This is a genomic window from Thermohalobaculum xanthum (genome assembly GCF_016623495.1).
In the GTDB taxonomy this organism is placed as follows: Bacteria; Pseudomonadota; Alphaproteobacteria; order Rhodobacterales; family Rhodobacteraceae; genus Thermohalobaculum; species Thermohalobaculum xanthum.
Map to the genome: position 1 here is coordinate 534682 of NZ_JAEHHL010000001.1, position 12780 is coordinate 547461.

General features: G+C 66.5%; 11 protein-coding genes and 1 tRNA gene. 9 read left to right on the plus strand and 3 right to left on the minus strand.

What is annotated here, in order from left to right; genetic code table 11:
* Positions 1 to 187: 187 nt before the first annotated feature.
* The 4 genes from H0I76_RS02480 (at position 188) to pth (ending at position 2894) form a co-directional block, all read left to right on the plus strand.
* A complete protein-coding gene (locus H0I76_RS02480; RefSeq protein WP_200606559.1) occupies positions 188 to 1387 on the plus strand; it encodes an MFS transporter in 1200 nt (399 codons plus the stop codon).
* A gap of 74 nt (positions 1388 to 1461) precedes the next feature.
* The gene (locus H0I76_RS02485) at positions 1462 to 1704 is read left to right on the plus strand and encodes a BolA/IbaG family iron-sulfur metabolism protein (protein WP_200606561.1); all 243 of its coding nucleotides are present in this window, start codon (positions 1462 to 1464) and stop codon (positions 1702 to 1704) included.
* 22 nt (positions 1705 to 1726) lie between these two features.
* On the plus strand, positions 1727 to 2089 hold the full coding sequence (grxD, locus tag H0I76_RS02490; RefSeq protein ID WP_200606570.1) for a Grx4 family monothiol glutaredoxin: 363 nt from the start codon (positions 1727 to 1729) through the stop codon (positions 2087 to 2089).
* Positions 2090 to 2159: 70 nt separating this feature from the next.
* Positions 2160 to 2894 (plus strand): aminoacyl-tRNA hydrolase, encoded by a 735-nt coding sequence (gene pth / locus H0I76_RS02495; RefSeq protein WP_200606572.1) that lies wholly within the window; start codon positions 2160 to 2162, stop codon positions 2892 to 2894.
* 60 nt (positions 2895 to 2954) lie between these two features.
* Here pth and H0I76_RS02500 read toward each other — a convergent pair whose 3' ends face one another.
* A complete protein-coding gene (locus H0I76_RS02500) occupies positions 2955 to 4022 on the minus strand; it encodes a ketopantoate reductase family protein (RefSeq protein ID WP_200606574.1) in 1068 nt (355 codons plus the stop codon).
* 226 nt (positions 4023 to 4248) lie between these two features.
* Here H0I76_RS02500 and ychF point away from each other — a divergent pair, with 226 nt between their 5' ends.
* The 3 genes from ychF to H0I76_RS02515 all read left to right on the plus strand — a co-directional run bounded on the left by ychF (position 4249) and on the right by H0I76_RS02515 (position 6606).
* The gene (ychF, locus tag H0I76_RS02505; protein WP_200606576.1) at positions 4249 to 5346 is read left to right on the plus strand and encodes a redox-regulated ATPase YchF; all 1098 of its coding nucleotides are present in this window, start codon (positions 4249 to 4251) and stop codon (positions 5344 to 5346) included.
* 200 nt (positions 5347 to 5546) lie between these two features.
* Complete coding sequence (locus H0I76_RS02510; RefSeq protein ID WP_200606578.1) at positions 5547 to 6434, plus strand: autotransporter outer membrane beta-barrel domain-containing protein; 888 nt, start codon at positions 5547 to 5549, stop codon at positions 6432 to 6434.
* A 98-nt stretch (positions 6435 to 6532) separates the two neighbouring features.
* Positions 6533 to 6606, plus strand: a tRNA-Gln gene (locus H0I76_RS02515).
* Between the two features lie 482 nt (positions 6607 to 7088).
* Here the strand turns inward: H0I76_RS02515 and H0I76_RS02520 are convergent.
* A complete protein-coding gene (locus H0I76_RS02520) occupies positions 7089 to 9866 on the minus strand; it encodes a DUF2339 domain-containing protein (RefSeq protein ID WP_200606580.1) in 2778 nt (925 codons plus the stop codon).
* A 97-nt stretch (positions 9867 to 9963) separates the two neighbouring features.
* Positions 9964 to 10833 (minus strand): MurR/RpiR family transcriptional regulator, encoded by an 870-nt coding sequence (locus H0I76_RS02525; protein ID WP_200606582.1) that lies wholly within the window; start codon positions 10831 to 10833, stop codon positions 9964 to 9966.
* Positions 10834 to 11058: 225 nt separating this feature from the next.
* Between H0I76_RS02525 and H0I76_RS02530 the strand changes: the two genes are divergently transcribed.
* Positions 11059 to 11481, plus strand: a complete 423-nt coding sequence (locus tag H0I76_RS02530) for a TRAP transporter small permease (RefSeq protein WP_325166301.1) — start codon at positions 11059 to 11061, stop codon at positions 11479 to 11481.
* Positions 11481 to 12761 (plus strand): TRAP transporter large permease, encoded by a 1281-nt coding sequence (locus H0I76_RS02535; RefSeq protein ID WP_200606584.1) that lies wholly within the window; start codon positions 11481 to 11483, stop codon positions 12759 to 12761. Before H0I76_RS02530 ends, H0I76_RS02535 begins: the two co-directional genes overlap by 1 nt.
* Positions 12762 to 12780 lie beyond the last annotated feature (19 nt).

Here is a 12780-nt window from a genome sequence, read left to right on the forward strand (position 1 = left end):
AAGCGCCAGTGACGGCCGGGTGCCCGCCCCGGTGCAGAAAGGTCAAGTCTCGACCAAAGTTGACGCCCGCGAGGTAGCGAACATCGCGCCGCCCGTTTCAGATTTCGCCACTTGCCGGCCGACTCGCGCCCGGATCCCTCTCCACGGCCCAGGTCATTGCACCTAGCGGCCAAACCCGGACGCCCACATGGCCCTGAATGTCCGCCATCCCATCTGGCTATCCGCGACGCCATCGCCGGGCGTGCGGACCTTCGCCACGCTGTTCCTGCTCGAGACGATGGCGCGGGCCTCGACAGCGACGATCGTGCCCCTGCAGGCCTATGAACTTCTGGCCGACGAGCGCCAGGTGAGCTTTCTCTACACCGCGGTCGGCCTGGTCGCGCTGGCGGCAAGCTTCGCGATCCCGGTCATGATCCGCAGGCTGTCGCGGCGCTGGACCTACACGATCGGCGCGCTGGCCCTCTGCGTGGCCTACCTGGCGCTGTGGAGCCAGACGGTGAGCGGCCAGGCCACCGGGATGCTGCTGCGCGTGTTCGGCACTTCCTGCCTCAACATTGCGCTCAGCCTCTACGTGATGGACTTCATCCGAAAGCAGGATTTCGTGCGCAACGATGCGACGCGCATGGCGATCTCGACCATCGGTTGGTCGAGCGCACCCACGATCGGCGTCTGGCTCTACACCGGCATCGGCCCCGCGGGCGTCTATGTCTGGAGCATCGCCTGGTCGACGATCCTGATCGCCGTCTTCTGGTACTTTCGGCTGACCGAGAACAAGGTCATCGTGCCCGGACGGATCGCCCCCTCGAACCCCCTGCGCAACGTCCGCCGCTTTCTTGCGCAGCCCCGACTGCGGCTGGCCTGGACGATCGCGTTCGGCCGGTCGTGCTTCTGGGTGACCTTCTTCGTCTATGTCCCGATCACCATGGTCGCGGCGGGCGAGGGAAAGGCGGCTGGCGCCTATGTCATCTCGGCCGGCAACGCCCTTCTGATCAGCGCGCTCTTGTGGCAGCGGATCAACGGTCGCATCGGCGTGCGCGGCGCGATCGTCAGTTGCTTCGCCATCCTCGCGGTCTCGGTCTTCTGTGCCGGCGTCGCCGGGGTCACCGCGCCCTGGTGGACGGCAGGCTTCCTGCTGGTCGGCGCATTCGCGGCCTCGGGGCTCGACGCGATCGGGGCGGTGCCCTTCTACCGCGCGGTCCACGTCCACGAGCGCCCCGAGATGACGGCCGTCTACCGGACCTACATGGATGTGAGCGAACTGGCGCCGCTATTCGTCTATGGCGTGCTTCTGACATGGTTCGGCCTGGGCGTCGTCTTCATCGCGCTCTCGGGCCTGATGCTGGTCTGCGGGCTGATCAGCCTGCGCCACCTGCCCCGGCGCCTTTGACGCCGCGCCGGGCCTTGCCACTGCGCAAGGCAACATTTACATCACGAGCAATGTCGCCCGCCACGGAGCCCCGAATGCCCGTTGAAGCTGCCCAGATCGAACACCTTCTGCGCGAGGCATTTCCCGGCGCACGGATCGAGATCCGCGACCTTGCGGGTGACGGAAACCACTACGCGGCGACCGTGGTGGCCGAGGAATTCCGCGGCAAGAACCGCGTGCAGCAGCAGCGCATGGTGAACCAGGCGCTGAAGAGCATCCTCGAAGGCCAGAACGCACCGCTTCACGCGCTCGCCCTCCAGACGAGCGCCCCGGACTAAGCCCTGCCAGGAGCCAATCGCCATGAGCGACATCCACGCCCAGATCAAGGACACCGTCGACCAGAACGACGTGGTGCTGTTCATGAAGGGCACCAAGTCCATGCCACAATGCGGATTTTCCAGCCGCGTCGCGCAGATCCTGACCTTCATGGAAGTCCCCTTCAAGGACGTGAATGTGCTGGATTCGGCCGAGATGAGGGACGGGATCAAGACCTTCTCGGACTGGCCGACGATCCCGCAGCTCTACATCAAGGGCGAATTCGTCGGCGGCTGCGACATCATCACCGAGATGACTCTGTCGGGCGAGCTGGACAAGGCGCTGGCCGACGCGGGCGTCGCCTTCTCGAAGGAAGCCGCCGAGAAGATCCGCGAGCACAACGGCTGAGCGCCGCACCGGCTGCCACGGGGCGCGCGCGGCATCGTCCGGCGCGCCCTTTTCGCTTCGGGGGACGCGCATGAAGCTCTTTGTCGGCCTCGGCAATCCCGGCGCGCAATACGCTGGCCATCGCCACAATATCGGCTTCATGGCCGTGGAGGCGATCGCCTCGGCGCATGGTTTCTCGCCATGGCGGTCGAAGTTCCAGGGCGAGGTGGCCGAGGGGCGTCTCGGCGCCGAGAAGGTCGTGCTGCTCAAGCCCATGACCTTCATGAACCTGTCGGGCCAGGCGGTCGGCGAGGCGATGCGCTATCTGAAACTCGAACCCGCCGACGTGGTCGTCTTTCACGACGAGTTGGACCTCGCCCCGGCGAAATGCCGGGTCAAGACCGGTGGTGGCCATGCGGGGCATAACGGGCTGCGCTCGATCCACCAGCATATCGGCGAGGCGTATCACCGCGTGCGCCTCGGCATCGGGCATCCGGGGCACAAGGACCGGGTCGCAGGCTATGTCCTGCATGATTTCGCCAAGGCCGACGGCGAATGGCTCGACGATCTGATGCGCGGCGTCGCGGACGGCGCTGAGAAGCTCGCGGCCGGCGATTTCTCGGGATTTCAGAACGCCGTGGCGCTGCGTCTTCAACCTCTCAGGAAGCCCGAGCGCGCGCCTCAGGCGGCGACCGGCGCGCCCCGCCAGGCACGCATGGCCGACGCCAAGGCGAAGGAGGCGCGCAAGCGCGTCGAGGCGGCGAAGGCCGCCGCCCCGGACGGCCCCCTTGCGCAGCTTCTGGCCAAGTTCAGCCGGAAGGACTGACCACGGGAAACGGCCGTTATCGGGCCCCGGACGCGATGCCGGGACCCTTGGTGATAAGGCTCAGGCGGCCGCGCGGGTCTCGGCAAGCTTCGCGTTGACCAGCGCGACGGTCTCGTCGACCACCGGGTGGTGCATGCCCTTCTGCGCCGCGAGACGCTGGACCAGCATGTCGACACGCTCGATCGCCGGTGCCCCGGCGTAAAGCGCGCGTGCAGCCGAAGACGGCTTGGCAAGCCCCTTGGCGGCGTTCGCATACTTCTCGAAGGGTACGAGGTCCTGGCGCGCGGCGCCCAGGGCCTCGCAGACCTGGCAGACCCACTCGTAGACGTCCGCCGACTGGGCGAGATCGGCATGGACCGCGTCGCGGATGGCGCGCGGCCCGTCAGGCGTCACGCAGCGGTAGTTGCCGGTCAGGAGCATCGCCCACTTGGCCAGCGGCACGAAGACCGAGTCGTGGACCCGCAGTTTCACCGGAAGCTCGACCGCGCCTTCTGCCGTCGGGAACCGGATCGCGTCGATGTCGGCCTCGAGGCCCCGCAGCATCGCCGTCGCCTCGTCCGACGCGAAGCGCGCCACCTTGAAGTTGGTGGGGAGGCTGACCTGCAGGACGTTCACCTGCTCCTCGGGCGGGCGGAACGCCTGCGGGTCGGGGCTGGCCAGCGTGATCGTCGCCGGATCGAAGCTGTCCCAGACCGATGGATCGGCGTAGCAGTCGCGGATGGTCGCGACATCCACGCCCGGCAGCCGCGCGATATAGGGCAGCGGCGGCATGTTCATGATCGACATGGCTGGCACCCGCGAGCGCGCAACCCGGTCGAGCAGTTCTCGCACCCCGGGCGAGCGGTACTGGGGCTCCTGCATCGCAAGACCCACAAGGTCGAATTTCGCCGGGTCGACCTCGGCCGTGCCCGCGGCGCGCAGGCGGCCGGAAGCGTTGCGCGAGTCGAGCTCGACCAGCCCCTCGCGACCCTTCACCGGAATGCGCACGCGCGCGCCCTCGAAGTTGATCAGTTCCGACTCGGCCGGCAGGCAGACCAGCGTCACGTCGTGGCCCGCCAGCACAAGCTTCATGCCCAGGAGCGACCCGTAGGACGCCCCGAGGATCAATATCTTTCGCTTCACGCTCATTGTGTTCGTCCCCTTCCCCTATTTCGGGTTTCTTGCGGGTGCCGATCGTCATGGCCGCCCGATAGGAAGGGGATAGGTCGCGCGCCCGCTCATATCCACACCGCGGAATTCCATCTCATGGAAAGGACAGAATGTTTCACGCAATTTCAGAGCGTGGCGGCGCCCTGCTTGACCTTTCGCGCGACCCGTGCCACAGGCCCCGCGACGGTTGAAAAAGGGGCGCGACATGGGCTTCAGATGCGGCATCGTTGGGCTACCGAATGTCGGAAAATCCACGCTCTTCAACGCGCTGACGCGCACGGCCGCGGCGCAGGCAGCGAATTTCCCGTTCTGCACCATCGAGCCGAACGTGGGCGAAGTGGCGGTTCCGGACCCTCGCCTGGACAAGCTGGCGGCGATCGCGAAATCCGCGCAGGTCATTCCGACCCGTCTGACCTTCGTCGACATTGCCGGCCTGGTGAAAGGCGCCTCTCAGGGCGAGGGACTGGGCAACCAGTTCCTTGCCAACATCCGCGAGGTCGACGCGATCGCCCATGTGGTGCGCTGCTTCGAGGATGACGACGTGACCCATGTCGCCGGCGGCGTGGACCCGCTGGCGGATATCGAGACGATCGAGACCGAGCTGATGCTCGCCGACCTCGAGTCGGTCGAGCGCCGCCTTCAGAACATCGTGCGCAAGGTGCGCGGCGGCGAGAAGGAGGCGATCGAACAGGAGCGCCTCCTTATCCGCGCGCGCCAAGCGCTCGAGGCCGGGCGCCCTGCCCGAACCGTCGAAATCGCCCCCGACGAATTGAAGTCGTGGCGCATGCTCCAGCTGCTGACCGCCAAGCCGGTGCTCTACGTCTGCAACGTCGAGGAGGATGCTGCGGCAAGCGGCAACGCGCTCTCGGGGCGGGTCGCGAGCTTCGCGGCGGAACAGGGCGCCGGGTCCGTCGTGATCTCGGCCAAGATCGAGGAAGAAATCTCGCAGCTGCCCGATGCGGAACGGGCCGAGTTCCTCGAGGCGCTCGGCCTCGAGGAGGCTGGACTCGACCGGCTGATCCGCGCGGGCTACGAGTTGCTTGGGCTGATCACCTATTTCACGGTCGGCCCCAAGGAGGCGCGCGCCTGGACGATCCGTGAGGGCACGCTGGCGCCTCAGGCCGCAGGCGAGATCCATGGCGACTTCGAGCGCGGCTTCATCCGGGCCGAAACCATCGCCTATGCCGACTTCATCGCCAATGGCGGCGAGGCCGGTGCGAAGGACGCGGGTCGGATGCGGGTCGAGGGCAAGAGCTACCGGGTCGCCGACGGCGACGTGCTGCACTTCCTGTTCAACGCTTGAGCAACACTCCCGCCTGAAATCGCGGCATCGGTCACGCTAACGTGGCGGAAGGCCGGTGCAGCGGTTAGACCTCGCAACGTGAGGTATTTGCGTTGTTGGGGGAATAAATGGGCAAGATTTCCAGCTTGGGCAGCACCCGCGGGGCAACGGGCGCGGCCATCTTGATCAGTGCGGGCGCGCTGGCAGTTCCGGCGCAATCCATGGCGCAGGATGTGCAGCGGGCGCTGACGACCACCGGAATGAACGAACAGACGACCGCCTACGAGAATGCCGTGGGCAGCGCGATCGCCGCGCGCTTTGCGCCGTTCTCGCCGGCAGACGCGCATGCGCTGACGCCGCAGAACCAGGTTTGGGTGCAAAACGACGTGCGCTACCTCGATTTCGCGGGAACCTCGGCCTATGGTGTGGCCGGCTCGATCCTCGCCGGCATCGACTTCCTCGCGACCGAGAAGATGGCTGCCGGGTTCTTCGGCGGCTACAGCGAAACCGACACCAATACCGAGCTCAGCGGGATCAGCGGCAAGTTCGAGGCGCAGAGCTTCGGCTTTGGCCTCTATGGCGGGTATCGGCTGGGCGCCGGCCTCGCGGTCGATGGCTTCATTGCCTATACATTCAACGACACCGACACGACGGATGGCCGGCAGATCGCCTCCTGGGACTCGGACCGCCTGACGGCGGGCCTGGGGCTCACCGCGTCCTACATGCTCGCGGGGATCACCCTGACCCCGCGGCTCAGCGTCTCGATCACCCAGGACTGGGCCGAATCCTACACCGACCAGTTCGGCACGGTGATGCCGAGCGACGACTACACGCTGTTCCGCAGCTACCTCGGAACGCGGGCGGGCACGATCTTCGACATGGGCGGCACGCCGTTGCAAACTTGGCTTGCCGCGGGCGTCGAGTTCACTGCGGATAATGCGGGCTCGCTCTCGAAAGTCGATGACGGCGCCTCGGGCCGTTTCGGGCTGGGCGTCGCGGTGCCGTTCGCCGGCGGCCTGTTCGGGATCGAGGCGAACACCTCGGGCATCGGATCGAACGACTACGTCGATTTCGGCGGCACGATGACGCTGAGCTTCGCCTTCAACTGAGCCAGGCCGAGCCACCTCGCGGGGCGGGTTGACAGCCCGCCCGGCCACGGCTATGTCCCGCCCACCACGCCGCCACCCGCGCGGCGCGACTGTCCTGCTGGGGGATAGTTTAACGGTAGAACAGCGGACTCTGACTCCGTTAGTCCAGGTTCGAATCCTGGTCCCCCAGCCAATCTCTCGACGTCAAAGTGCTGCAATGAATGAGTGTCGTGTCGGCGACGCCTAGGTGAATATCTGTGTGAGCTTCGACTCCTAACTAATTACAGAATTTGAACTATCATGGGTCAGAGCCTCGACCGATTTCGATCTTCGCCGAAACGAATCCCGGTGCGCTTCACCGCTTTCGCGCCCCAGCCCGCATCAAACCCCCCGAAAATCCAGGGGGTCGGACAAGATTATGTCGGACACGGAACCATTTGCGGCGTAAAATGTTGTCGAGATGCAGAGACCCAAGCATCTGCGCACGGACGGCATAAGGAGGTTCGCCATGAATGACCCCTTGATCTGGGCGGTGACGATTTGCGGCAGTGCACTCGCCTGGTTCCTGCTTGAAATGCAGAAGACGATCTGAACGGACCATCCCACGAATTCGACGGATCTGCAGGAGCGGCGCTGGCGTGTGCCCGGCGCTGCGATTCCGTGCGCGGCGCAGGATCACTCGCGGAACACGAAGCGGCGATAGACGTAGCCGATGCCGATCAGCGTGAGCCCCAGCCCCAGGAACGACGCCACGCGGAAGAGCCCGACCAGGTCGGACATGTCGTAGAGAAACACCTTCAGAACCGTGACGATGAGCACCGCGAGCGACGCGTAGCGCAGGAACGACGCCTTGTGGAGGATCCCAAGGCCCAGAAGCGCGAGCGCGTAAAGGATCCAGGCCGCTGAATAGGCATAGATCTCAGCATCGCCCGGCTTCCGCGTCGGCGCGAGCCATAACTCGCTTCCCCAGAACAGGTGGCGCACCTGCAACGTGATGAAGACGAAGAGGAGGCCCCCTGAAGCAACCCGCAAAAGCTGGCGCGGCCGCAGGCCGATGAGGAAGCCGTCGACCGACCCCAGGAACCAGATCATCACAGCGGGCACCAGGTAGGCGAGGCCGAGCAGGTTCAGAACCGGGAGCGCGCCTACCGGCTCGGCACTCAGCAGCGGGTTCTCCCCCAGCACCTGTCCGAGCAGGATCTGTGCGCAGGCAAGCGCAAGCAGCGCGATCCCCCCGAAGCGGGCCCACGGAACCCGTGCCGCGAGCTCGCGCCTGAGCAGCATCCCTGCCCCCACCAGCCACCACACAGATTGCACCGACTGGTCGAAAAGGTCGTAGCGCGGGTGGTCGATTGCGCCCGACGTCCAGATCCTCAGCTGGAGCGCGACCATCAGGAACAGGAAGGCGGTGGCCGCGATCTCGCAAAGCGTGACCAGCGGGTCCGGCTTGTCGCGGCGGAAGAACCTCGCGGCGGCAATGAATGCCAGCCCCGGGATGCCGTAGCCATAGACGACCCAGCTGAAAAGCCCTCCAACGGATCCCTGATACTCGATGATCTGATAATTGAGGACAAGGCGACAGATCACTGCCGCAGCGGCCAGATATCCGACCAGCCGCAGCTCGTCCACGCGCAACCTTGCCCACAGCCAGCCGAGCGCCGCGACCTCGAGCGAGAGCGCGACGGTCAGCCATGCCTCCCGCAGCACGCAGGTAAAGGCCAGCGCCAGAGCGGCGGTCGATCCTGCAGCATAAAAACCGATGACGACATCGCGTGCTCGCGGGCCGATGCGAGCGGGAACGAGGGCCGCGGCCGCCATGTTGAACAGGCTGAGCCCGACTGCGAGTACGGCCCAGCGCACCTCCACCTCGAACGCGCCGATCCGCCAATACGCCAGCGTCAGCAGGTAGAGCGGCATCGCCACCGAGAGGACGGCCCATACCGCCGGCGTGCCGGCGCGCCATATCGCGAGGAAGCCGCCGATCCCGAAAACCGCAGCGAAGGCAAGCGCGCTCCGCGCGAAGACGATGAACTCGGGCGGCATGACATAGGGGCCGAAGGCCGTGGCGTATCGATCGACGCCAAGCCGCACCAGTTCGTCGGGCACGCTCACGTCATAGGGTGGCGGCCAAAGGCCGAAGGCAGCCGCGCTCACCAGCGCGCCAAGGACCGCGAGGCTCTCGAACGCGGCGCGGCGCAGGCCGAAGCCAATGCCCGCGACGGCATAAAGCCCCAGGAAGACGAAGGCGGGCGCGTTGAATTCGCAGACCATCGCGAGGAAGACGAGCACGCCGCCGCTGAGCGTGAACCCGAGGCCCGAGGTATCTGCCAGCGCCGCGCGAAGCCATGCGGTCGCCGGCGTGCCGGGGTTCTTCACCGGCAGTCCCACGCTGAACAGCGCGAACAGCGCCGACAGGATAAGGGCGTAGGCGCTGAGAACGCCCTGATCCCCCAGCCGCCACGGTCCGGCGAGCCAGGCGACGGGCCAGAAGACCAGGGCGAAGAAGATCGTCAAGAAAGAGAGCCACCACCATTTGCGCCAGACCATCAGGCCAAGGCAGCCGGCGGAGACGATCGTCAGGTAGAGAAAGACCGGCAGGGCGTTGGCGGTCTCGCTCTCCAGCAGGGCCGGCACGAGGAAGCCGCCCACCAACCCCTCGAGCGCCACGAACCACCCCTGCCGCAGCGCGAGAGCCAGCGCGAGGAAGCTGACGAGGCCCAGCGCAAGAAATGCGGCCCAACTGCCGATCAGGCCATAAAGGGCGTGCGCGGCAAAGAGGCTGACGAACAGCGCGAAAAGTCCCGACGCCGTTAGCGCCGCCGGAACGAAATCGGCGCGCGCCACCCGTCCAACGGCCGCGATCGGGTGCCGGTGAACCCATTCACCGCCCGCGATCAACGCCGCGCCGAGGCAAAGCCCGAGAGTCACGCGCGCGAGCGGTCCGAGCCACCCCTGCTCGATGGCATAGTTGAACAGGAAGACCGCGCTGAGAGCGACCGCGAGGGCGCCGAGCCAGACCATCCACTGCGAGGTGAGCGTCTCCTCGAGCGAGGCCGCCTTTCTCGGCTTGGCCGTGACGGGCGCCCCTCCGATGGGCCCGCGGGCGACATGCGGTGCGCGCGCGCGTGCGGGCACGGGCTCCGGCTCATCGCGCGTCTCGGGCCCGGCCGGGTGGTCGGGGCCTTGCTCCGGGGTGCCGGCATGCTCCGGGGCGCCTGCCGGCTCGCCAAATGGGAGTTCCGGCTCTTCGGCTGCGGGTGAAGGTCCGGCCGCGGGGGATGGCGCGGCCTCGGCGCCTGCATCGGCAGCATCCCGCGCGCGCAGCGCCGTGATCACCTGCTGGAGGCGTTCAACATGGTCCTCGAGCCGCGTGATACGCGCCTCGGCCCGGCGCTGACGCGACATGGCCAGGATGATGCCAAGCACCAGGAGGACGAGGAGAACGAGGCTCATGCCCGAAGGTAGCAGGTCGCGCGTCTTGCGCCTTGATCTTCTTCAACCGGCGCCGGCGCTATTCGTGCCACCGGGCGCCTTGGCTTTACTGCACCGGTTACTCGAGCTCCGACAGGTTCGCGTGGATCTGCTCGATGCGCTCGAGGTGACGGCGTCCCCTCGCGTCGAGGCGCTGGAGCATCACCAGCGCGACCGTGCGCAGGATCGCCAGCACACCGACATATGAATCCACCGCCTGGGGTGTTTCAACCGCGCAGTTCAGCGTCCAGCGCGCCTCGGCCGGGGCGCCACGGATGCTGAGATCTGCGAGCAGGACCACATCGGCGCCCGTCGCCGCAACCGCGCGCACGAAATCCGTGAAGCCCGCCGGCCGCCGGCGCAGGCCCACGATGAGGACCGCATCACCGGGCCCGACCGTCGCGATGCCCTCGGCCAGGGTCTGCCCCGGCGCGTTGAGCATTTCGACCCCGGGCCGGAACTGGGCCATCATGGTGCGCGCGTATTCCGCGAGGAAATAGCTGTTGCGAAAACCCGCCACGCGCAGCCGGGCCGCCCCGGCCAGGCACGTCGCCACGGCGTCGATCGTCAGGGGGTTCTGCATCCCGACCGAGGCGTCGATCAGCGCCTTCTCGATCTCGATGGCGCGTTCGAGCGTCCTTGCGGGCTTTCCGGTCCGCTGCCCCCCCTCGGCGAGATAGAGCGGCGAGCCCGACGCTCGCATCGCGCGCGAGGCCCGTCGCGCCTCTTCGTAGGATCGGTAGCCCAGGCGTCGAACGAAGCGCGAGACGGTTGCGTTCGAGATCCCCGCTTGTTCGGCCAACTCGGACGCCGCCCAGGTCGCCAGCTCGCCGGGCATGTCGAGGACCAGGTCGGCCGCCTTGCGCTCGCCCTCGGGCAGGCTGTCGTAGACGCGATGGATTCGCTGGGTCAGCGTTTCGAGCGTCGCGGCCTTGGCTCTCGCCGGCATGGCCCAAGCCTCCCTTATGAAATGCAGCTTTTATCTTTGTTGACATCATGAAAATACAGTTTCATCCTCGGCGTCAATAACCCGTGTTCGGCAGCATTTCCGGGGGAGGCCGCCATCGCGAACCTTGCACAGTCGGCCAGGCGGTGGAGCGATCGGGTCAACTGGCTCGTCGAGCGGGTCTGCGTCGCCCTTCTGCTGCTGCTGGTCGTCGATGTCTGGCTGGGCGTGCTGGTGCGCTATGCGATCCCGCTGCCGATCACGTTCACCGAGGAACTCGCGCGCTACCTGATGATCTGGATGGCGCTGCTGGCGGTCTCGAGCGGCATTGCCTACCGCGAGCATATCGGCGTCGAGTTCGTTTTCACGCGGCTTCCGGCGGGGGCGCGGCGCTGGCTCGCCGTCGCATTCGACCTGATCGGCTTCGCGTTCTTCTTCGCGCTCTTCTGGTATGGCCTTGGCTTTGCCGAGAAGGGTTTCTCGCGCCTCACCATGATCTACGCGATTCCAAAGGGTTACGCCTTCGCCGGCGTTCCGCTGGCCGCCTTCGTGGCCTGCGTCCAGCTTGCCCTCATGGGCGTTCACGACTTCTTCGCCGAGCGCGCGCCCGAGGCCGCCGGCGTCAGCATTGCGGGCGGAGGGCCTGAGTGATGGGCGTCTATCTCGTTCCCCTCGCCTTCTTCGGCTTTCTCGCGCTGGGCATGCCGGTTGGCATCGCGATCGGCGTCGCGGGCATGATCGGCATCATCGACATGGGGCCGAAGTTCATGACGATGGCGCCCGACCGGGTGTTCGCGGGGCTCGACCTCTTTCCCTTCCTCGCCATGCCCTTCTTCATCCTGGCGGGCGAGATCATGAACCGCTCGGGCATCACCGCGGGGCTCGTGAAACTCGCCGACGCGCTGGTCGGCTGGATGCGCGGCGGCATGGCGCATTCCAACATGGTCGCCTCGGTCATGTTCGCGGGCATCACGGGATCGGCGACGGCGGATTCCGCCGCCTTCGGCAACACGCTGGTGCCGGCGATGGTCAAGGCGGGTTACACCCGCCCCTATGCCTGCGCCGTCACGGCGGCGGGCTCGATCATCGGGCCGACGATTCCGCCGTCGACACTGATGATCATCTACGGCTCGATCATGGGCGTCTCGATCGCCGGCCTCTTTGCCGCCGGCATCCTGCCCGGCCTGATGATCTGCGCCATCTGCATGGCCGTGATCGCCCTTACCGCCAAGCGCAAGAAGCTTCCCAAGGGCGAGGGCCGGCCCAGCTTCGGCGCGGTGATATCGGCCCTGCGCGAGGGGTTCCTCGCGGCGATGCTGCCGATCTTCATCCTCGGCTCGATCCTCGGCGGCTTTGCCACGCCGACCGAGGCGGCAGCCATCGCCGTGGCATATGCACTGTTCGTCGGCGGCGTGATCTATCGCGCGCTGAGCTGGCGTGACCTCTACGAGATCGGCGTGCGGACCACCCGCATCACCGGCGTCATCTTCCTGATCATCGCCTCGGCCACGATCCTGGGGTGGTGGATGACCTTCAACCGGGTACCGCAGGCGATCGCCGAGGGGATGCTCGCAATCTCGCAGAACCCCGACGTGGTGATCGGCCTGATCGTGCTGCTGCTGCTGATCGGCCTGGTCATGGACATCAACGCGACGCTGATCATCCTTGCGCCGGTGCTCGCTCCCCTCACGGTCAAGCTGGGCATGGACCCGGTGCATGCCGGGATCATGATCGTGCTGGCGCTCAACGTCTCGCTGATGACGCCACCGGTGGGGGCGTGTCTATTCGTCCTTGCCTCGGTCACCGGCGAGAAGGTCGAGGCGATCACGCGCGAGTTGTGGCCCTTCATCCTAGCCGAGATCGGCATCCTGCTGGTCGTCGCATTCTGGGCGGACCTCACGCTCTTCATTCCCCGCCTGCTCGGTCTCTGAGCGCAACCCACCACCGAAA

Coding starts and splice junctions, on each gene's coding strand:
- pth (WP_200606572.1), top strand. CDS start 2,160: ATGAAGCTCTTTGTCGGCCTCGGCAATCCCGGCGCGCAATACGCTGGC.
- H0I76_RS02500 (WP_200606574.1), bottom strand. CDS start 4,022: ATGAGCGTGAAGCGAAAGATATTGATCCTCGGGGCGTCCTACGGGTCG.
- H0I76_RS02480 (WP_200606559.1), top strand. CDS start 188: ATGGCCCTGAATGTCCGCCATCCCATCTGGCTATCCGCGACGCCATCG.
- grxD (WP_200606570.1), top strand. CDS start 1,727: ATGAGCGACATCCACGCCCAGATCAAGGACACCGTCGACCAGAACGAC.
- H0I76_RS02510 (WP_200606578.1), top strand. CDS start 5,547: ATGGCGCAGGATGTGCAGCGGGCGCTGACGACCACCGGAATGAACGAA.
- H0I76_RS02485 (WP_200606561.1), top strand. CDS start 1,462: ATGCCCGTTGAAGCTGCCCAGATCGAACACCTTCTGCGCGAGGCATTT.
- H0I76_RS02535 (WP_200606584.1), top strand. CDS start 11,481: ATGGGCGTCTATCTCGTTCCCCTCGCCTTCTTCGGCTTTCTCGCGCTG.
- ychF (WP_200606576.1), top strand. CDS start 4,249: ATGGGCTTCAGATGCGGCATCGTTGGGCTACCGAATGTCGGAAAATCC.
- H0I76_RS02520 (WP_200606580.1), bottom strand. CDS start 9,866: ATGAGCCTCGTTCTCCTCGTCCTCCTGGTGCTTGGCATCATCCTGGCC.
- H0I76_RS02525 (WP_200606582.1), bottom strand. CDS start 10,833: ATGCCGGCGAGAGCCAAGGCCGCGACGCTCGAAACGCTGACCCAGCGA.